This is a genomic window from Rubrivivax gelatinosus IL144 (genome assembly GCF_000284255.1).
GTDB lineage: Bacteria > Pseudomonadota > Gammaproteobacteria > Burkholderiales > Burkholderiaceae_C > Rubrivivax > Rubrivivax gelatinosus_A.
In genome coordinates this window covers 1782401-1807700 of sequence record NC_017075.1, presented here as the reverse complement: position 1 = coordinate 1807700, position 25300 = coordinate 1782401, and the positions used below count along the sequence as shown (strand labels likewise).

Below are 25300 nucleotides of genomic sequence, written 5' to 3'. Positions count from 1 at the left end.
AGACTTCGATGCAGCGGATCCTGATCATCGTGCACGCGCCGCCCTATGGCAGCGAACGCGTGCTCTCGGCCCTCCGGCTGGCCAACGCGCTGGCCGGCAGCGACGGCACGCCGCCGGAGCTGCGCCTGTTCCTGATGTCCGACGCCGTCGTGCTCGGCCTGCCGAACCAGGTCGACGGCAGCGGCAACGGTCTGCTGGGGCTGGTGCAGGAGCTCGCCGCGCGCGAGGTGCCGATCGCCCTGTGCCGCACCTGCGCGCTGGCACGCGGCGTCGCCGAGCTGCCGCTGGTCGAAGGCACGCGCATCGGCACGCTGCCCGAACTCGCCCAGTGGACGCTCTGGGCCGACAAGGTCATCACCTTCTGAGGCCGGACCGCGCCCGGTGCGCGGCGGTTCAGGCGCCGGGCTTGGACGCGTCGACCAGCGAGCCGTAGGCGGCGAGCAGCGCCTGCGCGTCCTCGTCGTCGGCGGCTTCGGTGACCTCGACGTCCGCGGCGCGTGCACGCGCCTGGTCGATCGCCTTGCGCGCCGCTTCGGGCGGCGAGTCCAGCGCGGCGGCGGCTTCGCCGGTGGGCGGCCCCTCGCGACGCAGCCGTTCGGTGACCGCCACCGCCATGCGCGAGCGCAAGCAGGCCAAGCCACGCGCCGACCAGTTGCTGACGCGTTGCTCCAGCTGCTCCAGCGCACGCTGCAGCACGTCCAGCGGCACACGCTCCAGCGCCTGCCAGCCCAGGCGGCCCAGCGAGTGCTCGACCACCGCCAGATGGCGCATCGTCGCGCGGCTGGCGTGGTCCTCGTCGAGCAAGCGGGTGAGGTCTTCGCGTGCGGCCAGCAGCTCGGCCTCGCGGCGCCGGCGCTCCAGTTCTTCGGGTGTGGGCGGCGCTTCGCTGCGGCCGTCGGCGCGCTGGAGAACGACGCGCACGCCGCCGGGACCCCGGCGCAGTGCGACGTCCTGACGGAAGACGGCGTCGAACGCCGCCTTCAGCATGGCGAAGGGGGAACGTGCGGAACTCATCGTCTTCGATCAGTCGGCCGTCCCGGGGTCCGGCTTGAGCGCCGGATCGCAACAACGCGTAACCACCCCGCCGATCAGGCGGTGCAGGTGCGGTTCTTCCCGCTGCGCTTGGCTTCGTAGAGCGCTTCGTCGGCGCGTTCGAGCGCGGCTTCGAGCGCCTCGCCCGGGCGCCAGGCGGTGACGCCGGCAGAGAAGGTGACGAAGACCTCGCGCTGCTCGTGCAGGAACAGGGCCTCGGTCAGGCCGCGCTGCAGCCGCGTCAGCGCCTGCTGGGCCTCGGCCAGCGGCGTGGCTGGCAGCAGCACGACGAACTCCTCGCCGCCGAAGCGCGCCAGGTGGTCCACCGGGCGCAGGCGCTCGCGCACCGCGCCGGCCAGCGACTTCAGCGCCAGGTCGCCGGCGGCGTGGCCCAGCGTGTCGTTGAGCCGCTTGAAGTTGTCGATGTCGATCAGACCGATCGCCAGCGGCGGCGCCTCGGGGCCGGCGCGGTCGACGCGCGCGCGTTCGGCGTCGAAGGCCTGGGCCAGGCCGCGGCGGTTGGCGACCTGGGTCAGCGCGTCGGTCGAGACCTCGTCGGACAGCCGGCGCAGCTCGCCCTCGAGCTCGCGCACGCGGGTCTCGAGCTCGTTGGCCTTGGCGTGTTCGTCTTCCATGCGCCGCTGCGCGGCGCCGACCAGCTCCTGCACGGCGCGGCTCTCGTCGACGATCTCGCGCACCACGCCGGCCAGGCTCTCCAGCGACTCGGCACGCGCCACGGCCTCGGCGTGGCGGCCGACGCTCTCGTGGAAGCGCCCGGTGTGTTCGCCCAGGGCGCCGACCTCGGCCAGCATGCGGTGGATCAGCGACTTCAGCGCGTCGCGCGCGGCATTGCGCTCGTCGCGCACACGCTGCTGGCGGGTGCGGGTCTCGGCCAGCAGCTCGGTGGCGGCGCGCACGCTGCGCGCGGTGACGCCGTCGGCCAGGCGCTGCTCCAGGCTCTCGCACTGGCCACGCGCCCAGCTGTCGTCCTCGGCGACCTCGACCAGGCCGCGGCTCAGCTCGCGGCACAGCGTGCCGAGCTGCTCGACGAGATGGTGGCGGTGGGCGAAGAGCCGGCGCGCGCGCGCGCAGAGCTCGTCGACCTCGGCGACCCGTTCGGCCGACACGCCTTCGGCGGCGATCGCGTCGGCCAGCGCCGCCAGGCGGTCGGCGATCTCGGCGGCACGCGGCTCCTCGGGCGGCAGGCCGGCGCGCAGCGCGCCTTCAAGGCTGGAGACGACCGGACGCCAGGGCTCGGGCGTGACGACCGGGTCGGCGGCCGGCGCTTCGTCCAGCGGTGCCGGCATCGTCGGCGGCATCTCCAGCGGCGGCGCGTCGTCGGCGGCGCCGGGCGGCGCCTCCGGATCCTCGAAATGCCGGTCGCCGTCCCAGGCGCTGGCCAGCGCCTGCAGCCGCTGCTGCAGCCGCTGCAGGTCGCCGCGGCTGCCGTCGAGCACGCGCTGCAGGCTCTCCTTCTTGCGCGCCGTGGTCCACTGCCGGCCGCCTCGTTCGACGCCCTTGACGAGCTTCTCGATCAGCGCCGCCCAGGCCGGGCCCTGGGCCTTTGGGTCGGCCAGCGGCGAGACCGGCAGGCCGGCCTCCTCGGCGTAGGCGCGCGCATAGTGTTCGGGCGTCGGCTCGAGCTTGGCCATGGCCAGGCGCCGCAGCGCGCCCTTGGCGATCTGCGCCGGGGTCGCGGCGCTCATCAGCGGGTGCCTGCGGCGAGAAGGCGAGCCGGCCCGCCGTTGCCCGGCGGGGCGGGCAGGTCGACGGTCGCGAACCAGTGTTCGAACTGCGCGGCCGGCACCGGCCGGCCGATGTAGTACCCCTGCATGCGGGTGCACTCCAGGCTGTGCAGCAGCTCCACCTGATGCTCGGTCTCGACGCCCTCGGCGATGACGCGCAGCGACAGATGCCGCGCCAGCGCGATGATCGTGCGCACGATGTGCACGGCCGTGGGTTCGATGCCGAGCTTGGCGACGAAGCTGCGGTCGATCTTGAGTTCCGCGCAGTGCAGCCCCGACAGGTGCGACAGGCTCGAGTAGCCGGTGCCGAAGTCGTCGATCGAGACGTCGACGCCGATCTGGTGCAGCCGGAACAGCGCCGGGCCGACGCCGACGACGTCGCGCATCAGGCTGGTCTCGGTGATCTCCAGCGACAGCAATCGGCTGCGGCCTTCGGCGGTGAGCTGGTCGATCAGGTCGATCAGGTCGTTGCGCAGGAACAGCTTGGGCGGCAGGTTGACGGCGATGGTGCCGTCGAAGCCGAAGTCGGCCTGCCAGCGGCGCGCCTGCTGGGCGGCCTCGCGCAGGGCCCACTTGGACATCTCGAGGATGTCGCCCGACTCCTCGGCCAGCGGGATGAAGTCGCCGGGCATCACCAGGCGGCCGTCGATGCGCCAGCGCATCAGCGCCTCGACGCCGACCAGGCGGCCGCTGGCGACGTCGACCTGCGGCTGGTAGTGCAGCTCGAGCTCGCCGCGCTCGGCGGCGCCGGGCAGCGCGGCTTCCAGCATCGGGCGCTTCAGCAACCCCGGCCCGTAGACCATGCTCGAGTCGCGTTCCTTCTTCGCCTCGTACATCGCCAGGTCGGCGTTGCGGTGCAGCTCCTGCACCGTCTCGCCGTCCTCGGGGAAGATGGCGACGCCGACGCTGCCGGTGACCAGGCGCTCGTGGCCGCCGGCCAGGCGCAGCGGCTCGCGCAGCGCGAGCACGATGCGCTGGGCGACGCGCTCGGCGTCCGCCGGGTCGGTGATCTCGGGCAGCAGCACGACGAACTCGTCGCCGCCGACGCGGCCGACGGTCTCCAGGTCGCGGTGGGCCCGCGGGCCGGCGGCCTCGATCGCGCTGTCATCGATCTCGGCGTGGTAGCGGATGCAGCCGCGCAGCCGCGTCGCGACCTCGCGCAGCACGTCGTCGCCGATCTGGTGGCCCAGCGTGTCGTTGACCTGCTTGAAGCGGTCGAGGTCGATCTGCAGCAGCGCGACCTTGTGGCGCAGGCCGTGGCGGCGGCTGGCTTCGAGCGCGAGGTCGGCGCGGCGGATGAACTCGCGCCGGTTCGGCAGCTCGGTCAGCATGTCGAAGGCGGCGTGGTAGCGCGACTGGCTCTGCGCGCGGTGGCGGTCGGTGATGTCCTGCAGGAAGCCGTCGTAGCCGACGAAACGCTTGTGCTCGTCCTCCTCGGCCTTGCCGGCGACGTGCACGACGAGCAGGCCCTCGTCGAGCGTCAGGTCCTGGTCGAGCGGGCGGCGCTGGGCGACGCGGTCGCGCAGCAGGCGCAGCGAGGGCAGGCGCTGGGCGCGGGGGATGCGGCGCAGCAGCGCGCGCAAGGCCGGCGGCCGGCCCTCGACCTTCAGCACCTCGAGCGCTTCGCGCGACAGCGCCAGGCCGCTGCCCTGGCGCCACTCGAAGCTGCCCATGCGCGCGAGCTGCTGCGCCCGGGCCAGCTTCTCGCGGCTGCGGTCGAGTTCGACGGTGGTGCGCGCGGCGCGCAGCACGTATTCCAGCCGGCGCGCCAGCAGGCTCCAGTTCAGCGCCCGGTCCTTGTCCTTCGTGTAGAAGTCGGTGGCGTGCACGTCGAAGGCGTGCTTGATCGAGGCCTCGTCGTCCAGGCCGGTGAGCATGACGATCGGCAGGCGTTCGAAGCCCGGCATCGCACGGATGCGGGCGCAGGTCTCGAAGCCGTCGAGGCCCGGCATCTGGGCGTCGAGCACCACCAGGTCGGGCTTGCGTTCCTGCAGGATGGCCAGCGCCTCGTCGCCGCGCGTGGCTTCGATGATCGAGAAGCCACGCTCGCGCAGCGCGATGGCGGTGGTCAGCAGGCCCACCTCGTCGTCGTCGACGAGCAGGACCTCGGGGCGAGGCAGCAGCGCCGCGCCGTCGGGACGCGGGGTCGTGGAGATGGCTCGCGCCGCGCTCACGTTCCCAGCGCCGCGGCGACCGCGAGCTGCGCCCGCTGCGCCTCGGCCAGCAGCGCCTGCACGCGCGGCGCGATGTCGGCGGTGTCGCCGACGCGCACGCGGCGCTCGACGTCGGCGCACAGCGCCGACAGCTCCAGCGCGCCGACGCTGGCCGACGAGGACTTCACCTTGTGCGCGACTTCGCCGACGGTCTTCAGGTCGCCGGCGTCACGCGCCTGCTTCAGCCGGTCGAGGTCGCGGCCCAGGGCCATGCGGAAGGTCTCGAGCACCCGACCGACGACGCCCAGGCTTCCGTCCGGGTCCAGTTCGCGCAGACGTGCGAGCGCGGTGTCGTCGAGCATCGGGGCAGAGGAGTCGTACGGGTGGTTCGGGCCGGTCATAAGCGGGCGTTCGAGGCAAGCTCCATGCCGCCGGACAGGCGGCGAGGATGCGGCCCGGCGAGGCAGCGGTCAAGCGCCGTCACGCCAGGCGGGACAACGGGAAACGTCGCGATGCGGAATCTTGCCGGAGCGCTCAAGGTCGGTCCCGGCGCGGGCGCCGGGTGTTACGCGCGAGGACGTGACCTTAACCGTTTCCGGCGCCTGTTTCGTGTCCTGCCGCAGGGTTCGCGAGGTCCGCGTACATGTCACACCGGTCCGTACAATCGTTTGCATGCCCGTCACCCGCCCTCGCCAGAGTCCCGTCGGCCGCGCTTTCGCGCCACGTCTGGCGGCCCTCGCGGGGCTGGCCTCGCTCGCCGGCTGCACCGACGGCAGCGCCCGCGGCGGCCTCTTCGGCGGCCTGGCGCTGCTGGCCGTCGGCGCCGCGGGTTACGCCGTCGGCAGCCTGCGCGAGCGCCATGCCGCCGAGAGCGCGCTGCGCAGCGCGCGCGCCGAGAGCCGCGACGCCGCCTCGCTGCTGGACGGCTGGATCTGGAAGACCGACGCCACGCTGCGCGTCGTCGCGATGCAGCCGCCCGAAGGCCAGGCCGGCGGCCCGGCGCCGACCGTCGGCGCGCCGCTGGCCGAGCTGTTCGAGAGCGCGCGGCCCGATCTGGACGGTGAACTCGGCGCCCGTCTGGCCTCGCAGCGCGCCTTCCACGCGCTGCGCGTGCGCCTGCGCGCCGACGGCAGCCCCTGGCGTCTGCGCGGCGCGCCGAGTTTCGACGACCTGGGCCGCTTCGCCGGCTTCAGCGGCAGCGCCGAGCCGGTGGCTGCGCAGGACGCGCTGGCCGCCGACCACGCCGCGCTGCAGGCGCTGCTGCACGGCATCGACGCGCCGGCCGTGCTCGCCGCCGACGAGGGCTGCGGCTGGGCGCTGCGCGAGGCCAACCCCGCGGCGCGGCGCTGGCTCGAACGCGACGCCCCAGCCTGGGGAGACGTCGTCTCGCACCTGCCCGCGGCGGTGCGCGAGGCGCTGGCCGGTGCCGAGGCCGACAGCGCCGCCGAGGTCGACGGCTGGGTGCTGCGCCGCTACGAGACCGCGGCCGGTGCCGGCCTGCTGGTGATGCAGGCCACGCGGGCCGGCGGCGGCGACGACGGCGACGGCGCGGCCTTCAGCTTCACCGTCTCGCACGACCTGCGCGCGCCGATCCGCGTCGTCGAAGGCTTCACCCGCATCCTCAAGGAGGACTACGGCCGCCAGCTCGACCGCCTGGGCAACGAGCACCTGGACCGGGTGCTGGGCGCCGCGGCGCGCATGAACCACATGATCGACTCGATGCTGGCGCTGGCCAAGCTGTCGCAGCAGCCGCTGGCGCGCCAGCCGGTCAACCTGTCGCAGCTCGCCACCTGGATCGTCGACGACCTGCGCCGGCAGTCGCCGCCGGAGCGCCGCGTCGACGTCGACATCGAGCCCGAGCTGCAGACCCGCGGCGACCCGACGCTGCTGCGCCTGGTGCTGGAGAACCTGCTCGGCAACGCCTGGAAGTACAGCGCGCGCAACCCCAAGGCGCGCATCGTCTTCGGCAGCCAGCCGCACGAAGGCCGGCGCGCGTTCTACGTGCGCGACAACGGCGCCGGTTTCGACATGCGCTCGGCCGACCGCCTGTTCGGCCTGTTCCAGCGCCTGCACAGCGCCAGCGAGTTCCCCGGCAGCGGCGTCGGCCTGGCCTCGGTGCGGCGCATCGTGCGCCGCCACGGCGGCGAGGTCTGGGCCGAGGCCGAACCCGGCCGCGGCGCCACCTTCCACTTCACGCTGCGCGAGTAGCGCGGCGCCCGGGGGCTCAGGCGCTGCGCGCCAGCTCCTCGACCGCGGCGACCAGCCGTTCGGCCTGCGCCGCTTCGCTGATGCCTTGTTCGGCGGCCATGCGCTGCAGGCGCTGGCGCGCGGCCGCGCGGGTCAGCGAATGGCGGTGCATCAGCACGCCGACGGCCAGCGGCAGCGGGTCGGACAGCGGCTCGGCCACCGGCGCGGCCACCGGGGCCGACGCCGGCTGCGCTGCCGGCTGCGGCGCCAGATCGCCGGCACGCAGGCGCGCGAAGGCCTCGTCGACGGTCGGCAGGATCTGGTCGATGTCCAGCGGCTTGATCAGGTAGGCCACGGCTCCGAGCTCGTGCACCTTGGCGATCGTCGCCTCGTCGGCGAAGGCCGACAGGAACATGAAGGGGATGCGGGCGACGTCGCGCAGGTATTCGGCGACGTCGAAGCCGCTCTTGCCTTCCATGCGGATGTCCAGCAGCGCGATCTCCGGGCGCAGCTGGCGCGCCTTGAGGATGGCCTCGTCACCGTTGTCGGCGTCCACGACCTCGTACCCCGCCTGCGCCAGACCGTGCGTCACGGCGGCGAGCACGAGGCGGTCGTCGTCCACCACCAGAATCCTGCCCTTCGAAGCCATCGAACCGTCGCCCTCCGCGCGACCGCCGCTATTCTCGCCTACGGCTGCAGCAGAACGCGCGGCGGACGCAGCAGGATGCGCGCGCGCACCTCCTCACCCGCCTGTTCGAGGGAGAGCGAGGCCCCGCGCGGCAGCAGCGAACGCACCAGGGCGAGCCCGCCCATGCCGCGCGGCACCTGCTCGATGTCGAAGCCTTCGGCCAGCCGGCCGGGGTTGCGCACCTCGACGACCAGCTCGCCGGCGACGTCGCCGGGCGCGATCAGGCACTGCAGATCGCCTTCGGGCGCGTGCTTGACGGCGTTGGCCAGCAGCTCGTTGACGCACAGCGAGATCGGGATCGCCTCGGCCTCGGGCAGCAGGTAGCGCTCGGCGCCGGCGGCCGCCGAGAACAGCACCGGCCGGCCGAAGGCCCGGCGCACTGACTGCGCGATCGCGCCGACCACGGCGGCAGCACCCAGCGGGCCGCTGCGCACCTGCAGGCCGAAGACCTGGGCGATGGCCTGCACCTGGGCCTCGGCCTCGAACAGCAGCCAGCCCATCTCCGGGTGCTGCTTGGCGTTGTGGCGCAGCAGGCCGGCGACGCCCTGGAGGTTGTTCTTGATGCGGTGGTGCACCTCGCGCACCAGCGACTCGCGCTGCGCGATCTCGGCGGTCAGCCGCGCCTGCTCGGCCTCGCGCTCCTCGGTGACGTCGCTGGCCACCAGCAGCAGCAGCGGCGCGCCCAAGGGGCCTGCGACCGGCGCGATGCGCGTGTCCCAGACCGTGGTCTGGCCGGCCGCGCCGACCTCGCGCAGCTCGTGGCGCTGCAGCTCGGCGCCGGCGGCGGCGGCACGCAGCCAGTCCTCGACGGCGGCGGCGGTGGCCGGCGTGCACAGCTCGGCCGGCGTGCGCCCCAGCGCCTCGTCGACCGGGCGGCCGAACAGCGTCGCGGCGACGTGGTTGCATTCCTGCACGCGCAGTTCGCTGGCATCGAACAGCGCGATCGCCAGCGGCGCGGTCTCGATGATGCGGCGCAGCGACTCGCGCGCCTGCTCGATCGCGATCTGCGCCTGGCGGCGGCGCTCGACGTCCAGCAGCGCGAAGGTCAGCTGCGGGCCGCTCGATTCGCTGGCGGTGGCGACGACGCTGCCGACGACCCAGAACTCGCGCCCGTCGCGCGCCTGCAGCTGGCACTCGAAAGGCTCGGTCTCGCCGGCGGCCAGGCGTTCGTTCCAGTCGCCGCGGCGCAGCGGGTGCTCGGCTTCGGGCGTCGCGACGGTGGCGATCGGCCGGCCGATGAAGTCGGCCAGCTCGCCGGCGAACATGCGCTGCGCCGAGCGGTTCATCCAGGTGATGCCCGAGTCGCCGACGGTGACGATGCCGACCAGCACCGAGTTCAGGATCGCGCGCGTGCGCTCGGCCTGCACCTGCAGCGAGCGGCGGGCGCGGATCGCGGCGTCGATGTCGACGAAGGAGCAGATCAGCCCGGCGCCGGCGTCCTCGGGGTCGACCGGGCGCACCGCGGCCTGCACCCAGAGCAGTTCGCCGTCCTTGCGGCGCAGCGTGCGCTCGCCGTTGAAGCGGCCGTCGGTGGCCAGCGCGTCGCGCACCTCGCGCTCGCGCGTCTCCCATTCGCCGTCGGGGCACAGCCGCGACATCGGCAGCTGCAGCAGCTCCTCGGCCTTGTAGCCGGTGAGCCGCGACATCGCCTGGTTGGCGCGCTCGATGACCGCGCCGCGCATCGTCGCGATGCCGACGTCGGACAGGTCGAACATCAGGTCGCGCTCGCGCAGCAGGCGCTCGAGTTCGCCCTGCTGCGCCTTCAGCGAGGAGATGTCGGTGAGCACCGCCACCGCCTCGGCCTCGGCCTCGGGCAGCGCCGACTCGGCGCGGTGCACCGACAGCGAATACCACAGCGGCTGGCCGCGGCGTTCGCCGGCGACGAGCTCGGTCTCGTAGCCGCGGCCCTCGGCCATCGCACGCGTGATCTCGGCGGCGATGCCGCCGCTGCCGTCGGGCGCGCCGAAGAGCTGCTGCAGCGAGGCACCGGCGGCGGCGCCCGCGGCGACGCCCAGCATGCGTTCGAAGCGGCGGTTGCAGCGCACCAGCAGCGCGCCGCGCAGGTAGGCGATGCCGGCGTTGGAGCCGTCGAGGATGGTCGTCAGCTCGCGCAGCAGCTGCTCGTTGCGGCGCTGCGCGACCTCCTGCTCGGTGACGTCCAGCGTCACGACCGAGGTGGTGCGCCCGCCCGACAGCGCGCCGGGCTCGACGCGCGTCAGCAGCCAGCGCAGCCCCAGGTCGGGGTGGCGCACGGCGTAGCGCACCTCGGCACGTTCGCCCAGGCGCAGCGCGCGCTGCAGGCGTTCGTACTCAGGCATCGAGTCGGGCTCGACGAGCTCGCGGCCGATGCCCTGCAGCCCGGCGCCCGCGCGTTTGCCTGGGCCCGACGGCGCGGGGCGCTCGGAGACCAGCCAGCCGCGCGCCGGGTCGTAGGTGGCGACGCCGACGCTGGCGGTGTCCATCAGCATGCCGATCTCGAGCTGCGCGAGGTCGCGCTCCTCCTCGGCGCTGCGGTCCTCGACGACGGCCATCACGCGGCGCTGGCCGAGTTCGGTGGCCCAGCCGGCGACGCGCGCGCCCAGGCGCCGGCGGCGGCCGCCGGGCAGCGGCACCAGGGCCTGGCGCTCGATCGGCGGCACGCCGGGCACCAGCGCCGCCGAGGGCGCGCCTGCCTCCCAGCCGAGCAGGCCCTGCAGCGCCTCGTCGGCGTCGGAGAGCATCACCGGCACCTGCTCGAGCAGCGCCTCGAGCGCCGGGTTGGAGCTCAGCACCAGGCCGCTGTCGTCGTAGACCAGCATGCCGGCGCGCGCCAGCTCGAACCAGCGCAGCAGCTCGTCCTGCGCACGGCGCGCGTGCACGCGCGCATGGTGCTCGGAAGTCACGTCCTGCCAGACCACCAGCCACAGCGGCGGCGTACCCGCCGGTGCCAGGTTCTGCGGCACCAGCATGAACCAGTGGCGCCCGCCCTGGGCGTCGGCGAGGCTGCGCGGCGTCGCCGGCAGCGGCACGCCGGCGGCCAGCGCGGCGCGCAGCTCGGAGCGCGCGCTCAGGTGCAGGTCGCCGTCCTCGGGCAGCTGCAGCTCGGCCGGGTCGCGGCCGACCAGCGCCTCGCGCGGGTAGCCGCTCAGCTCGACGAAGGCGTCGTTGGCGTCGAGCAGGCGGAAGTTCTCGTCCTGCAGCGTCGCGGCGAAGGGCGAGCCCCAGAGCAGCGCGACGGTGCGGCGCGCCTCATCGGTCGTGCGCGCGCCGTCGATCGGCAGCGGCGGGCGCGGCGGCGGCAGCTGCGGCTGCGGCACGACGCGCAGCGCGCAGCCGCCGCCGATCGCCCGCGTGGCCAGCCTGAGCAGCGTGCCGTCGGTGGCCGGCAGCAGCGTCTCGCTGCGATCAGGGTTGCGGAAGGCGCGGTCGATCCAGCGCACCGCGTCGACGCCGAGCACCGGCGCCAGCTGCAGCGTGCCCTGCCCCGGCTCGCAGCCGAGCAGGCGCAGCGCGGCCTCGTTGCACAGCCGCAGCACGCCGCGCGCGTCGAACCACAGCAGCGCGTCGGCGACCTCGTCCAGCAGGGCCGCGAGCAGCGCTGGCGACGACGACGGGGACGACGGCGGGGGGCCCAAGGCGGCGCGTCAGTCCAGCGCGCGCGCGGCGGCGAGCGCGGCCAGCACGGCGCGGTTGAGCTCGGCGCGCGCCAGCAGCAGGCCTTCGGCACGCTCGCGGATGTCGAAGCCCGACTCCTGCTCGATCGCGCGCACCAGCTCGAGGTAGGGATGGAAGGGGCCGGTCTCGTCGACCAGCGCCTGGCGCACGCGTTCGGGCACCGGCACGCTCTTCAGCAGGTCGGCCGCCGGCTGCTGCAGCAGTTGGTCGAGCAGCGAGAACACGCCGCAGATGAACATCTCGCCGCGCATCTCGGCGTCGCCGCTGTCGCGCGCCAGCTCTTCCATCAGCAGCCCGCGGCGCACCGCCTCGTACATCAGGGGCTTGGCCGCCGCCGAACGCGAGGACGAGGCCAGCAGCAGCGCCAGCCAGCGCTTGAGGCGCTGGTAGCCGAGCATCATCAGCGCGTGGCCGAAGGAGCTGATCTCCACGGACAGCCCGAAGGCCGGCGAGTTGAGGTAGCGCAGCAGGCGAAAACCCAGCGTCGGGTCGCGCTTGAGCACGGCTTCCAGGCGCGCGACCGGCTCTTCGCGGTCGACCCCCTGGATCAGCTGCATGACGACCTGCACGTCGGGCGGCACGCCGGGGCGGCCGGAGCGCGCCACCGGCTCGTCGCTCGGCCAGCCCAGCGTGGCGACGGCACCGCGCTGCAGCGCCGCGTCGACGGCGCCCATCGTGCGCGCACCGGCGCGCAGCTCGGCCAGGCCGCCGAGCGCGGCGCCGATCGGCGCCGCGTCGTGGTCGACGATGGCGAACGAGAAGGCGTCGAGCACCGCGGCCGGCAGCTCGCCGAGCGGCCGGCCCTTGATCAGCAGCGTGCCGCCGGCTTCGGCGTGGGCGATCAGGCGTTCGGCGAACGCCGGTTCGGCGGCCAGGAAGGCGGGCACCTCGATCATCGCCTGCGGCCGCGGCGGCGCCGCGAGCACGTCGGCGAGCAGGCGCTCGCCGGCGAGGTTCAGCGACACCGGGCGCAGCGTCGCCGCCGGGCGTGCGGCGCCGGGGCGCAGCGGCCGCGGGTTCAGCGACAGCGCCGGCGTGCCGTCGCCGGCCTCGGGCGGCCAGACGACGTCGACGGCGGCCAGCAGCGCGTCGACGTCGGTCGCGGCGTCGGGTTGATCGGGGAAGACCGTGAGCCGGGTGGCGACGACCGCGTGCTGGCGGTCGATGACGGGGCTGTAGCCGAGGGCCACCTGGCCCAGGATCGGGAGATCGTGCATCAGGCGCTGATGTACTGGAACAGCGACTGCCGCTGCACCAACGAATAGGTCTTCAGTGCCACATCGTAGCCGGTTTGTTTCGTCTGGAAGTCCGAGATCGCCTGAACCATGTCAAGGTCCTCGGCGTTGGAGCGCTCGGTCTGCGCGGCCAGCTTGCTCTCGGCGATGCGGCCCTCGACCATGTCGGTGCGGTTGAGCGTTTCGCCGGCGGCGGCGCGCACCGCGCCGACGTTGTTCATCACCGCGTCCAGGTCCGACAGGCCGTCCTTGACCGCGGTGCTGACCTGGGTCGAGTCCAGCGTCGGGTCCTCGAGCTTGGCGATGATGTTGTCCAGGGAGCCGAAGACCGAGACCGTGCCGCTGCCGCTCGGGTCGGGCGCGCCCAGCCAGGCCTGCTGGCCGTCGACCGACAGCGCCAGCGGCTCGTCCGACGGCGCCGCGATCTGGCCGCCGGCACCGCGGAAGACGACGCCCGAGGGCGTGTCGACGAAGGGCGGCGAGTCCGAGCCCTGGCCGGCGAAGACGTAGCCGCCGGCGCCGTCGCCGCGGTTGGACACGCCCAGCAGCTGCGAGCGCAGGCCGCGCAGCGCCTCGGCCAGCGTCTTGCGGTTGGCGCTGTCGTAGCTGCCGTTGCCGCCCTGCACGACGAGTTCGCGCGCCTGCTGCAGCAGTTCGCCGGCGTCGCCCAGCGCCGACTCGGCCTGCTGCATGACGTTGCGGCTGGCTTCGAGCGCACGCTGGTTGGCCTCGCTGCGCACCATCGCCGCCAGCGCGCGTTCGGCCCGCGCCGCGGCCACCGGGTCGTCGCTGGCCTTGACGACGCGCTTGCCGGCGGTGAGCCGGTTCTGCGCGTCCGAGACGTCGGTCTGACGCTGCTGCAGGTTGGCGATCGTGCTCTCGAACGCGTTGGCGCTGGTGATTCGCATGGTCATTCAATCCCTGGCAATGCGGGCTCAGCGCCCGGCCGTCTGCAGCAGCGTGTCGAACACGCTCTGCGCGATCTGCAGCACCTTGGCCGCAGCCTGGTAGCTCTGCTGGTACTGGATCAGCCGCGCGGCTTCCTCGTCGAGGTTGACGCCGGAGACCTCGCTGGCCGCCTGGTCGGCCTGGGCCGAGACCGAGCCCGAGATCGTCGACGCCGCCTTGGCGGTCTGCACGCGCACGGCGATGTCCGACAGCGTCGCGGCATAGGCGTCGGTGGCCAGCGAGCCGCCGCTGTAGACGCCGCCGGTCTGGGTGCGGCCGACGATCGTGGCGTCGCGCAGCGCGCTCATCGCCATCGCGTTGCCGTTGTTGGCGCCGATGTAGGCCGGCTGGATGTCCGAGATCTGCACCGTGTCGCCGGCCTTGGGCACGCCGGCGAGCTTGAGCCGGGCGCCGTTGATCGAGTCGGGCTCGGGCGGGACGACGCCGTTGTCGGTCCAGGGCTTGGGGCCGAAGTTCGTCGTCGTGCCGCCGGCATCGGTGACGCTCCAGCTGTACTGCAGCTTGCCGCTGGCGTCGTTGGAGAAGCTGACGGTGGCCGTCGAGCCGGTGGCCGGCGTCGCGACCATCGTCAGCGAGGCCACCGACGCGGTGCCGGTGTTGGCCGAGCCCAGCTTGGAGACCAGCGGCGAGGCCGCGGCCACCTGGCGCCCGTCCTTGATCAGCGCGGCCATGCCGCCGGCGGCCGCGGCCACCGGCTGCAGCATGAAGCGGTCGGTCGCCGCCGGCGTGCCGGTGATCTGCACCTGCATGCCCTCGACCTCGAAGTTGCCGCTGGCGTCGGCGGTGCGCGAGAAGGTCTGCTGCGGGTTGGACAGCCGCGTGATCAGGTAGCCGTTGGTGACGCTGGGGTCGCGGCGCACCTCGTAGTCGGAGGCCTTGAGCACCGTGCCGTCGGGCGTCGAGACGCTGATCCCGGCGAGGTAGTTGCCGCTGGCGTCCTTGGCATTGGTGGTCAGCGGCCGGGCCAGCGGCGCGCCGACGGCGAACAGCGCCTTGCCGAGGTTGCCGTTGAGGTCCAGGCCCAGCTGCTGCTGGGCGTTCATCGCCCCGGCGACACCGGCGGCGAGCTGGCCGACCATGTTGCGCGCGTCGACCAGGTCCTCGTTCTGGAAGCGCAGCAGCGCCGCCACCGAGCCGCCGCCGAGCGCGTTCTCGTCGATGACACGCTGGCCGTTGCCGTCGGCCAGCGACAGCGCCGAACGCGAGGCGTCGCGCGGGTCGGTGACGACGGACAGCTGCTGCGAGGTCGCGCCGAGCACCAGGTTCTGGCCGCCGGCGATGAACACGCCGACGGTGCCGTCGTCGGCGGCGACGGTGGACACCTGGATCTTGGACGACAGCTCGGAGACCAGGCGGTCGCGTTCGTCGAGCAGGTCGTTGGGCGGCTGGCCCAGGCCGCGCACGGCGGCGATCTGGTTGTTGATCTTCGCCAGGCTCTGGGTGATGCCGTTGATCGCCGTGACGGTGGTCTTCAGGTCGGCGGTGACGCCGGCCTGCTGCGTGTCGAGCTGGTCGCTGGCGGCGTTGAAGCGCGTCGCCAGATCCTGCGCGCGCGCCAGCACGACCTCGCGCGTGGCCGAGTCCGACGGCCGCGAGGCCAGGTCGACCATCGCGTTGAGGAAGGTGCTGACCGAGTTGCCCAGGCCGCTCTCGCCGGTCGGGAAGACGTTCTCCAGCTGCTGCAGGCGCTGCGAACGCACCGCGTCGAGCTCGGACAGCGACTTGGCGGTGAAGGCCGCGCGCGTCAGGAACTCGTCGTGCGAGCGCGTGACCGAGGCGACGTTGACACCCTTGCCGAAGAAGCCGGCGCCGGTGTACTGGCCCTTGGCCGTGGCCAGCTCGGCCTGCTGGCGCGAGTAGCCGGCGACGCTGGCGTTGGCGATGTTGTGGCCGGTGACCTGCAGCGACGCGTAGGCCGCCGTCATGGCCGAGGTGCCCAGGGACAGAAGCGAGGAGGCGCTCATGGCTTATCCCAGGCTGCGCTGCACGCGCAGCGTGGTGTTGATGACGCGGGTCAGCTTGTCCGCGTAGGCCGGGTCGGTGGCGTAGCCGGCCTTCTGCAGGCCGCGGGCGAAGGTGCTGGCGTCGGTGGCGCCGGCCACCGTGTCGCGGTAGCGCGGGCTCTCCGAGATCATCTTCGCGTAGTCGGCGAAGGACTCCTCGTAGCTCGCGTAGGCGCGGAACTTCTGCACCACCTTCTGCGCCTTGCCGTCGACGTACTCGGTGGTCTTCACCTCGGCGACCGGGCCCTTCCAGTTGGCGCCGGCCTTGATGCCGAAGAGGTTGAACGACGGCGAGCCGTCGGCGTGGCGGATTTCCTTGCGGCCCCAGCCGGTCTCGTGCGCGGCCTGGGCGATCATGAATTCCGACGGGATGCCGGTCTTCTGCTCGGCCTTCTCGGCCGCGGCGGCGTGCTGCTGCACGAAGCCGGCGGCGCCGGTCTGCGGGATGCGCGTGGCCTGGGCCTTGGCCGACAGCGGCGCCGGCGTGTTGTTGGCCGAGCCGGTGAACGGGATCGGGCCCGGCGTCAGCCCCATCTGGCGCTCGAGCTGGCGCGCGATGACGTCGGACAGCCCGCCCGGCAGGCCGGAGAGCTTGCCGGCGTACTGGTCGTCGAGCATCTCGGTGCCCATCTTCGCGCCGGCGTCGTCGGACAGGCCGGTGGCCATCGTCGACGAACGCATGCTCTTGAGCAGCTCGTTCATGAACAGGCGCTCGAACTGCTTGGACGCCTCGCGCACCGCGGCCTTCGGATCCTTGGCCGCCTGCGACTGCAGCGTGGCCAGCGAGCGCGAATCCAGCGACAGCGAGGACGGCTGGGCGGCCATCAGATCACCTCGATCTCGGCGTTGAGCGCGCCGGCGCTCTTCATCGCCTGCAGGATGGCCAGCAGGTCCATCGGCGTGGCGCCCAGCGAGTTCAGCGCCTTGACGACGTCGGCCAGCTTGGTGCCGGCGGGCAGCTGCACCAGCGCCCCGCCCTGCTGCGTGATCGCGATGTCCGACTTGGCCGACTCGACCGTCTGGCCCTGGCCGAAGGCGTTGGGCTGGCTGACCTGCGGCGAGGTGCTGATCGTCACCGACAGGTTGCCGTGCGCCACGGCGCAGGCGCCCAGCGTCACGGCGTCGTTCATCACCACCGAGCCGGTGCGCGCGTTGAGCACGACGCGCGCGGCGGGCTTGGCCATCTCGACCGGCAGGTTCTCGATGTCGGCGAGGAAGGCGATGCGCTCGCCCGGGGTCTGCGGCGCGCGCACGCGCACGCTGCGGCCGTCGAGCGCGACGGCGGTGCCTTCGCCCTTGGCGCGGTTGATGGCGTCGGCCACGGCGCGCGCGGTGGCGAAGTCGTCGGCCTGCAGGCCGAGCTGCACGCCGTCGCCTTCGAGCAGCGGCGTCGGCACGGTGCGTTCGACGCTCGCGCCCATCGGGATGCGGCCGGCGCTCAGGTGGTTGATCTGGACCTTGGAGCCGTTGGCCGAGGCCCCGGCGCCGCCGACGATCAGGTTGCCCTGGGCCAGCGCGTAGACCTGGCCGTCGGCGCCCTTGAGCGGCGTGGCGATCAGCGTGCCGCCGCGCAGGCTCTTGGCGTTGCCGATCGACGAGACGTTGATGTCGATCTGCTGGCCCGGCTGGGCGAAGGCCGGCAGCTGCGCCGTGACCATCACCGCGGCGACGTTCTTCAGCTGCATCTGCGCGCCGCTGGGCACGGTGATGCCCATCTGCTGCAGCATCGCGTTCAGGCTCTGCGTCGTGAACGGGGTCTGGGTGGTCTGGTCGCCGGTGCCGTCGAGGCCGACGACGAGGCCGTAGCCGACGAGCGCGTTGGCGCGCACGCCCTGCACCGCGGCGACTTCCTTGAGCCGCACCGCGGCGGCCGCGGGATGGAGGGCGCCGACGGCCAGGGCCGCGGCGGCGAGCAGGATCAGGCGTCGCATCGCTCGGTCTCCTTCACAGCGGCCAGAGCACGCTGAAGAACACCCGGCTCAGCCAGCCGACGGCGTTGGTGTCGGCCTGCGCGCCGCGGCCGCGCTGCTCCAGGCGCACATTGGCGATGCGCGTGCTCTGCACGACGTTGCCCGGCTCGATCGCACGCGGGTCGACCTGGCCCGAGAAGCGCAGCACGTCGACGTTGGAGTTGACGCCGATCTGCTTCTCGCCGCCGACGATCAGGTGGCCGTTGGGCAGCACGCTGCGCACGGTGACGGTGATCGTGCCCTGGAAGTCGTTGCTGTTCTCGGTGCTGCCCTTGCCGGCGAACTTGCCTTCGGAGCTGCCGGTGATCTCGGCGCGGCGCAGCGCCGCGGCGGCGTTCAGGCCCGGCAGCGCGGTGACGCCGCCGCTCAGGTCGCTGGACTTGTCCAGCGAGCTCGTCGACTTGGCGGTGGCGCTGATCTTCTCGACGATGCGCACCTGCAGCGTGTCGCCCGGCTGGCGCGCGCGGTGGTCCTCGAACAGCGGCCGGTACTGCGAGGTCTGGTAGATCGCGCCGGTGTGCGGCATCTCGACCGCGGTGTTGGCAACCGCCGGCTGCTCGGCGCCGGTGGGCTGCTCGAACTGCACCGTCGGGTACATCGTCTCGCAGCCCGCGAGCGCCAGCGCGGCCGCGGCGAGGAGGAGGCGGGCGGCGGTCATCACAGCTGCCCCAGCTTCTGCAGCATCTGGTCGGAGGTCTGGATGGCCTTCGAGTTCAGCTCGTAGGCCCGCTGCGTCGCGATCATGTTGACGAGCTCCTCGACGACGTTGACGTTGCTGGTCTCGACGAAACCCTGCTGCAGCGCGCCCAGCTCGTTGGTGCCCGGCGTGCCGGTGTTGGGCGTGCCCGAGGCGGCGGTCTCGGCGTACAGGTTGCCGCCCAGCGACTCCAGGCCGGCCGGGTTGACGAAGTTGGCGAGCTGAAGCTGGCCGACGGTGGTCGGCGTCGAGCTGCCGGCGGTCGTGATCTGCACCGTGCCGTCGTCGGCGACGGTGACGGTCTTGGCGTCGGCCGGGATCGTGATGCCGGGCAGCACCGCATAGCCCTGGTTGGTGACCAGCTGGCCCGAGGAACTGACCTGGAAGCCGCCGTCGCGCGTGTAGGCGGTGGTGCCATCGGGCATCTGGATCTGGAAGAAGCCGTTGCCCTTGATCGCGATGTCGTAGCTGTTGCCCGTCTGCTGCAGGTTGCCCTGGGTGAAGTTGCGCGTCGTGCCCGCGGCGCGCACGCCCAGGCCGACCTGCAGCCCGGTGGGCAGCTGGCTCTGCTCGCTGCTGGCGGAGCCGGCCTGGCGCAGGTTCTGGTAGATCAGGTCCTCGAACTGGACGCCACCGCGCTTGAAGCCGTTGGTGCCGACGTTGGCGAGGTTGTTGGAGATGACGTCCAGCTTGGTCTGCTGGCCCTCCATGCCGGTCTTGGCGATCCAAAGCGAACGAAGCATGTCGGGTTCCTCGTGGGGCGGACAGGTACGGCCGGATCTTGAGCCCTGGGCCCCCGTTTCGAAGCGCTGAAAACAGCGGGGTTGGCCCCGCTTCTCCGCCGCGAGCGGCTGCCGGCGGCAGGCTCAGGGCACCGGGCGCCGGGCGTCGAAACGCAGTTCGGCGCGCAGCCCGCCCCAGGCGCCGTCGCCCAGTTCCAGGCGCGCGCCGTGCAGCGCGGCGACGTCGCGCACGATCGCCAGCCCCAGGCCGCTGCCGTCGCCGGCGGCGCCGCGGCCGCGCACGAAACGCTGCTGCACCGCCTCGCGCTCGTCCTCGGGGATGCCGGGGCCGGAGTCGTCAACGCCGAGCGCCGGCGGCGCGTCCTGCACGCGCACCACGATGCGGCCGCCGGCCGGCGTGTAGCGGATCGCGTTGTCCAGCAGGTTGGCCAGGGCCTCGGCGAGCAGGTCGGCCTGGCCGGGCACGCTGACCGGCGTGTCCGGGGCGTCGAGTTCCAGGTCCAGGCCGCGCGCCAGCGCGGCGTCGGCCTGCGCGGCGCCGACTTCCTGCGCCAGCGCCACCAGGTCGACCGGCGGGCCGGGCTGCACGCCGTCGCTCTCGGGCGTCAGGCGGCCGAGCGCCAGCAGCTGCTGCACGACGCGCGCGGTGCGCTGCGTCGTCTGCTCGAGCTCGCCGAGCACGGCGCGCACCGTTTCCAGGTCGCCGGCCTCGCGCGCCCGCGCCAGGCCGAGCTGCAGCCCGGCCAGCGGCGTGCGCAGCTGGTGCGCGGCGACGCTGGAGAACTGGCGCTCGCGCTCGAGCAGGCCACGCAACCGGCCCAGCAGGCCGTTGAGCGCGGTGGCGAACGGCACCAGCTCGCGCGGCACGTCGCCGGCCTCGATGGCGTCGAGCGAGACGCTGGACTGCTGGCGCCAGCGCGCCGCGATCTGCTCCAGCGGCCGCACCGTCGCGCGCACCGCGAGCACGATCGCCAGGCCCGTGGCCAGCACCAGCGCGGCCATCGGCCACAGCATGTCGCGCAGCCAGGCGCTGGCGCGCTCGCGCTTGCCCAGCGTCTCGGCCACCAGCACCGTCACGCGCGCGCCCTGCGGCCCGAGCAGGTCCTCGCGCGCGACGCGCACCGGGCGGCCGTCGACCGTGGCGCCGAAGGCGCGGCCGTGCGGCGAGCGCACGACCTCGTCGTCGCCGGAGGTCGGCAGCCCGGGCTGCCCGGCGAGCAGCCGGCCGTCGGCCTGCACGCTGAACCAGGTGCGGTCGACGTCGTCGAAGAGCAGCATCGCCTGGGCCTCGGCCGGCAGGCGCAGCGAGGGCCGGCCGTCGGCGTCGAAGTGCACCTGGCCGGCCAGCGAGCGCGAGGCGTCGAACAGCCAGCGGTCGAAGACGTGGTCGGCGAGCTGCTTGGCGCTGTAGGCGCCGAGCGCGGCGGTGAGCGCCACCAGCACCAGCACCGGCGGCATCAGCCGCAGCAGCAGCTCGCGGCTGAGCACGCGCGCGCTGGCGCGCGTCATGCCGGCGGCAGCGCCGTCTCGGGCACCAGCAGGTAGCCGAAACCGCGCAGCGTGCGGATCGCCGAGCCCGAGCCCTGCAGCCGGCGGCGCAGGCGCGAGACGTAGACCTCGACCGCGGTGTCGCCGACCTCCAGGTTGCGCTCGGCCAGCGCGTCGCAGAGCACACGCTTGGGCACCAGCCGCGGCGCGCGCCGGATCAGCAGGCCCAGCACCTCGTGCTCGCGCGGCGACAGCTCCAGCGGCTGGCCGTCGACGTAGGCCATGCCTTCCTGGCCGTACCAGCTGATGCGGCCGAAGTGCAGCAGGTCGCCGCGCTGCTGCTCGCCGCGCCGTGCCAGCGCCTGCACGCGCGCGTCCAGCTCCTCGGGCGCGAAAGGCTTGACGAGGTAGTCGTCGGCGCCGCTCTGCAGCCCGAGCACGCGGTCGGCGATGCGGTCGCGTGCGGTCAGCGCCAGCACCGGCAGCTGGCGGTCCTGGCGGCGCAGCGCCTTCAGCCAGTCCAGGCCGTCGCCGTCGGGCAGGCCGAGGTCGAGCACGACGAGCTCCAGCCCGCCCTGGGCCTGGCCGGCGGCCAGCAGCTTGTCGGCCTCGGCCAGCGTCGCCGCGGCGTGCACGATCCAGCCGCGCGGGCGCCAGCGCAGCTGCAGTTCACGCGCGATCAGCGCATCGTCTTCGATCAGCAGGAGGCGCATGGAAAGGAGTCGGTGGGGCAAGGGACGGCGGCCAGCGTAATGCTGCCGCGGCACCGGCGCCAGCCGCCGGGGCGATGCCCGCGCCCGCGGCCCGACCGAAGGGTATCCGCAAGCTCGCGTGCCTACGGTGCTGCAGGTCCGCCGTCCACGGCGTCCTTCGAGAGCATTGATGACTCCAGATCTTCCCGGCCCGCTGCAGCTGCCGGCCGGTCCGCACGCGGTGCTGCTGCTGCACGGCCTGTGCAGCGGCCCGCAGGAGCTGCAGTTCCTGGCCCGCGGGCTGCAGCGCGCCGGCTACACCGTGCGCCTGCCGGTGCTGCCCGGCTACTCGCACGGCCTGCCGGCCAGCGAATCGACGCAGGCCCGCTGGCGTGCCGCGGCGCTGGCCGAGTTCGACGCCCTGGCCGCCGCGCACGACAGCGTCGCCGTCGGCGGGCTGTGCATCGGCGCCGTGCTGGCGCTGCACGTGGCCGCCGCGCGGCCGGGCGCCGTCGCCGCCTGCATCGGCCTGTCGACGACGCTGTACTACGACGGCTGGGCGACGCCCTGGACACGCCGCCTGCTGCCGCTGGCGCGCGTGCTGCCCGGCGCCCGCCGCATCCTCGTGCGCGAGCGTGCGCCCTACGGCGTGAAGGACGAGCGCATGCGCGCCTTCATCGAGCGCCAGATGAACCAGTCGGGCAGCTCCGACGCCGGCGCCGCGGCGCTGTCGGTGCACCACCTGCTCGAAGCGCGCGAGCTGATCGCCGGGCTGCGGCCGCAGCTGGCCGCGGTCGACGCGCCGACGCTGCTGGTGCACGCCCGCGAGGACGAGGCGGTGTCGCCGCGCAGCGCGCTCGAAGCGGCACGCGAGCTCGTCGCCGCACGCGTGCGCTGCGTGCTGCTCAACGACAGCTACCACATGCTCAGCATCGACCGCGAGAAGCACACCGTGCTCGCCGAGATGCGCGCCTTTCTCGACCAGGAGCAACGCGGCGGCCGCGCCGACCTGCATGCCCTGCCCCTGCAACCCACCGCGCGCGCCTGCGCCTGAACACCATGAGCACCGAAACCGACGCCCTCGTCCTCGTCCGCGACATCCTCCCCGAGTACCTCGACGTGAAGCCCGCCGACATCGCGCTGGACACCGAGCTGGCGGCCATCGGCGCCGACTCGCTGACGCTGGCCGAGCTGCTGTTCGCGCTGGAGGACCGCATCTCGGTGGACCTCGGCGAGCAGCCGGTGCTGCCGCGCACGGTGCGCGAGCTGGTCGCGCTGATCGAGCCCCATCTGCCGCGGCTGGCGCAGCCGCTGCGCGCATGACGCGCCGCGTCGCCGTCACCGGCCTGGGGCTGGTGTCGCCGTTCGGCGAGCGGCCGCAGGACTTCTTCGACGCCTTGCTCGCCGGCCGCAGCGCGGTGGCGCGCCACCTCGTCGGCGAAGCGCCGCACGAGACGCGCACCGTCTCCGCGGTCTGCGAAGGTTTCGACGCCTCGGCGCTGGCGCCCAGGCCGCAGCTGCTGGCGATGGACCGCGGCGCCCAGCTCGCGCTGGCCGCCGGGCTGTCGGCCTGGCGCGACGCCGGGCTGGAGGCGCTGCCGGCGGCGGAGCGCGAGCGTGTCGGCGTCTCCTGGGGCACCGGCGCGGGCGGCGTCGTGGCCAGCGAACGGGCTTATCGCGAACTCTTCCTGCGCGGGCGCGAACGCGTCTCGCCGCTGACCGTGGTGCTCGGCATGCACAACGCGCCGGCCTCGCAGATCGCGCTGCGGCTGGGGCTCGGCGGCCCCTGCCTCACCTACTCGGTGGCCTGCGCCTCGTCGTCGGTGGCGCTGGGCGAGGCGCTCGCCCGGCTGCGCCGCGGCGAATGCAGCGCCGTCGTCGCCGGCGGCAGCGAAGCGGCGATGCCTTATGCGCTCGCCCGCGCCTGGCAGGCGATGCAGGTGCTGGCCGACCCGCCCGACGGCGAGGCGGCCGCCGGCGCCTGCGCGCCCTTCGACACGCGCCGCCGCGGCCTGGTGCCCGGCGAAGGCGCGGCGGCGCTGGTGCTCGAGGACTGGGACGCCGCGCACCGCCGCGGCGCCCGCATCTACGCCGAGTTCGTCGGCTACGGCGCGAGCTGCGACCACCACCACCTGACGGCGCCGTCGGCGGCCGGCCAGGTGCGTGCGCTCGAGGCCGCGCTGCGCGATGCCGGCGCCGCAGTCGACGAGGTCGGCTACGTCAACGCCCACGGCACCGGCACGGTCGAAGGCGATCCGGTGGAGATCGCGGCACTGCGCCAGGTCTTCGGCGGCCACGCGGCGCGCCTGGCGCTCAGCTCGACCAAGGCCGCGCACGGCCACCTGATGGGCGCCGCCGGCGCCGTCGAGGCGCTGGTCACGGTGCTGGCGCTGGCCCGCCGCGCGCTGCCGCCGACGGCGACGCTGCACACGCCCGACCCCGCCTGCACCGGCGTCGACCACGTCGCCGGCAGCGGCCGCGACGCCGCCGCGCTGCGGCTGGCGCTGTCCAACTCCTTCGCCTTCGGAGGCAGCAATGCGGTTCTCGCCTTCCGCGCCGTGGACTGAGGCCGCGCCACGCGGCACGGCGGCGCAGCGCGAGACGCGGCTCGTCGCCGCGCTGCTGCTGGTCTTCGCCGCGGTCTGGATCGGCCACCTGGGCCTCAGCAACCTGGTGCCGCCGGTCGACGACCTGGAGCAGCTCACCTGGGCACACGCGCTGCAGTGGGGCTACTACAAGCACCCGCCGCTGCCGACCTGGCTGATCTGGGGGCCCGAGCAGCTGTTCGGGCCGAACCGCTGGACGGTCTACGCGATGGGCGCGGCGACGACCGGGGCCTCGCTGGCGATCTTCTGGTGGCTGCTGCGCCGGCTGCGCGGCGAGGTGCACGCCTTCGTCGCGCTGCTCGCGGTGCTGTGCATCACCTACTACAACGGCCGCCTGGACTACTACAACCACGACATCGTGCTGCTGCTGGCGTCCACCGCCTGCGCGGCGCTGCTCTGGCAGGCCGCGGCCACCGGGCAGGCGCGCTGGTGGGCCGCCGTCGGACTGGGCTTCGGCCTGGGGGCGCTGGCCAAGTACCAGATCGCCGTCACCGCCACCGCGGCCGCGGTGTTCTTCGTCCAGCAGGGGCTGTGGCGCGAGGCGCGCCAGCGCCGCGGCGCCGCGCTGGCGGCGGCCGTCGCGCTGCTGACGGTGCTGCCGCACCTGCTGTGGCTGCTGCAGCACGACTTCGCGCCGGTGCACTACGCGGTGGGCAGCTCGCTGGGCGCCGGCCTCGGCGCGGCCTCGCGCAGCTTCGACGCGCTGCACTGGCTGGCCGACCAGATCGGCAACCGCAGCGGCCCGGCCTGGCTGCTGCTGGCCGGTGCGGCGCTGCTCGCCCGCCGCCTGCCGCCGGGCCGGCGCAGGCCGCACGACGCCGCGCGGGCGCTGCTGCTCGCCTGGGGCCTCGTGCCGCTGGCCTTCATGCCGCTGACCGGCGTGCTGCTCGGCGCCGACCTGCAGCTGCACTGGGGCACGCCCTTCCTGCCCTTCGCCGTCGCCGCGGCGATGGAACTCGCGGCGCCGCGCGCCGGCTGGGCGGCGGTGCCGCGGCTGCGGCTGCTCCCGCTCTTCGTGCTGCTGCAGGCGCTGCTGCTGCTGCAGAGCTGGATGGGATCGGCCGGCGGCCCCGACGCGATGCGCCAGGCGCACTGGCGCAACTTCGACGCCGGGGAGCTGGCGACGCGCATCGCGCCCGAGGCGCGCCGCGCGCTGGGCGGCCCGGTGCGCCTGATCGTCGGCCCGCCGGCGCTGGCCGGAGCGCTGGCCGAGGCGATGGCGGAACACCCGCTGGTGCTGATCGACGGCCGCCTGGACCGCAGCCCCTGGGTGCCACCCGACCTGGCCGCGCGCTGTGGCGCGCTGGACGTCGGCCCCGGGCTCGACGGGCCGGACACGCAGGACGCGGGGCCGGGCTTCGAGACGCTGCGCTGGCGCACGCGGCCGGCGCAGGCCGGCGCGGGCGGCTGCCCGCCGCCCTGAGCCGGGCGCGGCCGC

At 73.9% G+C, this 25300-nt stretch carries 21 protein-coding genes; 6 read left to right on the top strand and 15 right to left on the bottom strand.

Features of this window, described 5'->3' with window-relative positions; genetic code table 11:
- Positions 1 to 8: 8 nt before the first annotated feature.
- On the top strand, positions 9 to 365 hold the full coding sequence (locus RGE_RS08585; protein ID WP_014427950.1) for a DsrE/DsrF/TusD sulfur relay family protein: 357 nt from the start codon (positions 9 to 11) through the stop codon (positions 363 to 365).
- Positions 366 to 393: 28 nt separating this feature from the next.
- Here the strand turns inward: RGE_RS08585 and RGE_RS08580 are convergent, their stop codons facing one another.
- The 4 genes from RGE_RS08580 to RGE_RS08565 form a co-directional block, all read right to left on the bottom strand.
- A complete protein-coding gene (locus RGE_RS08580; RefSeq protein WP_148280138.1) occupies positions 394 to 1014 on the bottom strand; it encodes a hypothetical protein in 621 nt (206 codons plus the stop codon).
- A gap of 74 nt (positions 1015 to 1088) precedes the next feature.
- A complete protein-coding gene (locus tag RGE_RS08575) occupies positions 1089 to 2738 on the bottom strand; it encodes a GGDEF domain-containing protein (RefSeq protein ID WP_014427948.1) in 1650 nt (549 codons plus the stop codon).
- A complete protein-coding gene (locus tag RGE_RS24550; RefSeq protein ID WP_014427947.1) occupies positions 2738 to 4951 on the bottom strand; it encodes a putative bifunctional diguanylate cyclase/phosphodiesterase in 2214 nt (737 codons plus the stop codon). Before RGE_RS24550 ends, RGE_RS08575 begins: the two co-directional genes overlap by 1 nt.
- Positions 4948 to 5292, bottom strand: a complete 345-nt coding sequence (locus RGE_RS08565; RefSeq protein WP_014427946.1) for an Hpt domain-containing protein — start codon at positions 5290 to 5292, stop codon at positions 4948 to 4950. Before RGE_RS08565 ends, RGE_RS24550 begins: the two co-directional genes overlap by 4 nt.
- A 310-nt stretch (positions 5293 to 5602) precedes the next feature.
- Here RGE_RS08565 and RGE_RS23125 point away from each other — a divergent pair, with 310 nt between their 5' ends.
- Positions 5603 to 7138, top strand: a complete 1536-nt coding sequence (locus RGE_RS23125; protein ID WP_014427945.1) for a PAS domain-containing sensor histidine kinase — start codon at positions 5603 to 5605, stop codon at positions 7136 to 7138.
- Positions 7139 to 7154: 16 nt separating this feature from the next.
- Here the strand turns inward: RGE_RS23125 and RGE_RS08555 are convergent, their stop codons facing one another.
- The 11 genes from RGE_RS08555 to RGE_RS08505 all read right to left on the bottom strand — a co-directional run bounded on the left by RGE_RS08555 (position 7155) and on the right by RGE_RS08505 (position 21277).
- Positions 7155 to 7739 (bottom strand): response regulator, encoded by a 585-nt coding sequence (locus RGE_RS08555; protein ID WP_148280137.1) that lies wholly within the window; start codon positions 7737 to 7739, stop codon positions 7155 to 7157.
- A gap of 65 nt (positions 7740 to 7804) precedes the next feature.
- Positions 7805 to 11419 carry a PAS domain S-box protein gene (locus RGE_RS23120; RefSeq protein ID WP_014427943.1) on the bottom strand — a complete coding sequence of 1205 codons (3615 nt, stop codon included), beginning with the start codon at positions 11417 to 11419 and terminating at the stop codon, positions 7805 to 7807.
- Positions 11420 to 11428: 9 nt separating this feature from the next.
- A complete protein-coding gene (locus RGE_RS08545; protein ID WP_014427942.1) occupies positions 11429 to 12676 on the bottom strand; it encodes an EAL and HDOD domain-containing protein in 1248 nt (415 codons plus the stop codon).
- Complete coding sequence (gene flgL / locus RGE_RS08540) at positions 12676 to 13608, bottom strand: flagellar hook-associated protein FlgL (RefSeq protein ID WP_014427941.1); 933 nt, start codon at positions 13606 to 13608, stop codon at positions 12676 to 12678. Before flgL ends, RGE_RS08545 begins: the two co-directional genes overlap by 1 nt.
- A 21-nt stretch (positions 13609 to 13629) precedes the next feature.
- Entirely contained in the window at positions 13630 to 15627 is a 1998-nt protein-coding gene (gene flgK / locus RGE_RS08535; protein WP_014427940.1) for a flagellar hook-associated protein FlgK, read from the bottom strand.
- 3 nt (positions 15628 to 15630) lie between these two features.
- On the bottom strand, positions 15631 to 16491 hold the full coding sequence (gene flgJ / locus RGE_RS08530) for a flagellar assembly peptidoglycan hydrolase FlgJ (RefSeq protein WP_014427939.1): 861 nt from the start codon (positions 16489 to 16491) through the stop codon (positions 15631 to 15633).
- The gene (locus RGE_RS08525) at positions 16491 to 17597 is read right to left on the bottom strand and encodes a flagellar basal body P-ring protein FlgI (RefSeq protein ID WP_014427938.1); all 1107 of its coding nucleotides are present in this window, start codon (positions 17595 to 17597) and stop codon (positions 16491 to 16493) included. Before RGE_RS08525 ends, flgJ begins: the two co-directional genes overlap by 1 nt.
- Positions 17598 to 17610: 13 nt before the next feature.
- The gene (locus RGE_RS08520) at positions 17611 to 18294 is read right to left on the bottom strand and encodes a flagellar basal body L-ring protein FlgH (RefSeq protein WP_043783914.1); all 684 of its coding nucleotides are present in this window, start codon (positions 18292 to 18294) and stop codon (positions 17611 to 17613) included.
- Positions 18294 to 19076: a flagellar basal-body rod protein FlgG gene (gene flgG, locus RGE_RS08515; RefSeq protein ID WP_014427936.1), complete on the bottom strand. Its 783-nt coding sequence runs from the start codon at positions 19074 to 19076 to the stop codon at positions 18294 to 18296. Before flgG ends, RGE_RS08520 begins: the two co-directional genes overlap by 1 nt.
- Positions 19077 to 19199: 123 nt before the next feature.
- Positions 19200 to 20585, bottom strand: coding sequence for a sensor histidine kinase (locus RGE_RS08510; RefSeq protein WP_014427935.1), 1386 nt, complete (start codon positions 20583 to 20585; stop codon positions 19200 to 19202).
- Positions 20582 to 21277, bottom strand: coding sequence for a response regulator (locus tag RGE_RS08505; protein ID WP_014427934.1), 696 nt, complete (start codon positions 21275 to 21277; stop codon positions 20582 to 20584). Before RGE_RS08505 ends, RGE_RS08510 begins: the two co-directional genes overlap by 4 nt.
- 169 nt (positions 21278 to 21446) lie before the next feature.
- Between RGE_RS08505 and RGE_RS08500 the strand changes: the two genes are divergently transcribed.
- Genes RGE_RS08500 through RGE_RS08485 form a run of 4 tightly spaced genes read left to right on the top strand, consistent with a single transcriptional unit; the run spans position 21447 to position 25285 of the window.
- Positions 21447 to 22310: an alpha/beta hydrolase gene (locus tag RGE_RS08500; RefSeq protein ID WP_014427933.1), complete on the top strand. Its 864-nt coding sequence runs from the start codon at positions 21447 to 21449 to the stop codon at positions 22308 to 22310.
- 5 nt (positions 22311 to 22315) lie between these two features.
- Positions 22316 to 22579 (top strand): acyl carrier protein, encoded by a 264-nt coding sequence (locus RGE_RS08495; protein WP_014427932.1) that lies wholly within the window; start codon positions 22316 to 22318, stop codon positions 22577 to 22579.
- On the top strand, positions 22576 to 23823 hold the full coding sequence (locus RGE_RS08490; protein ID WP_014427931.1) for a beta-ketoacyl-[acyl-carrier-protein] synthase family protein: 1248 nt from the start codon (positions 22576 to 22578) through the stop codon (positions 23821 to 23823). Before RGE_RS08495 ends, RGE_RS08490 begins: the two co-directional genes overlap by 4 nt.
- Positions 23792 to 25285 carry an ArnT family glycosyltransferase gene (locus RGE_RS08485; protein ID WP_014427930.1) on the top strand — a complete coding sequence of 498 codons (1494 nt, stop codon included), beginning with the start codon at positions 23792 to 23794 and terminating at the stop codon, positions 25283 to 25285. The genes RGE_RS08490 and RGE_RS08485 overlap by 32 nt, the downstream gene beginning before the upstream one ends.
- Positions 25286 to 25300 lie beyond the last annotated feature (15 nt).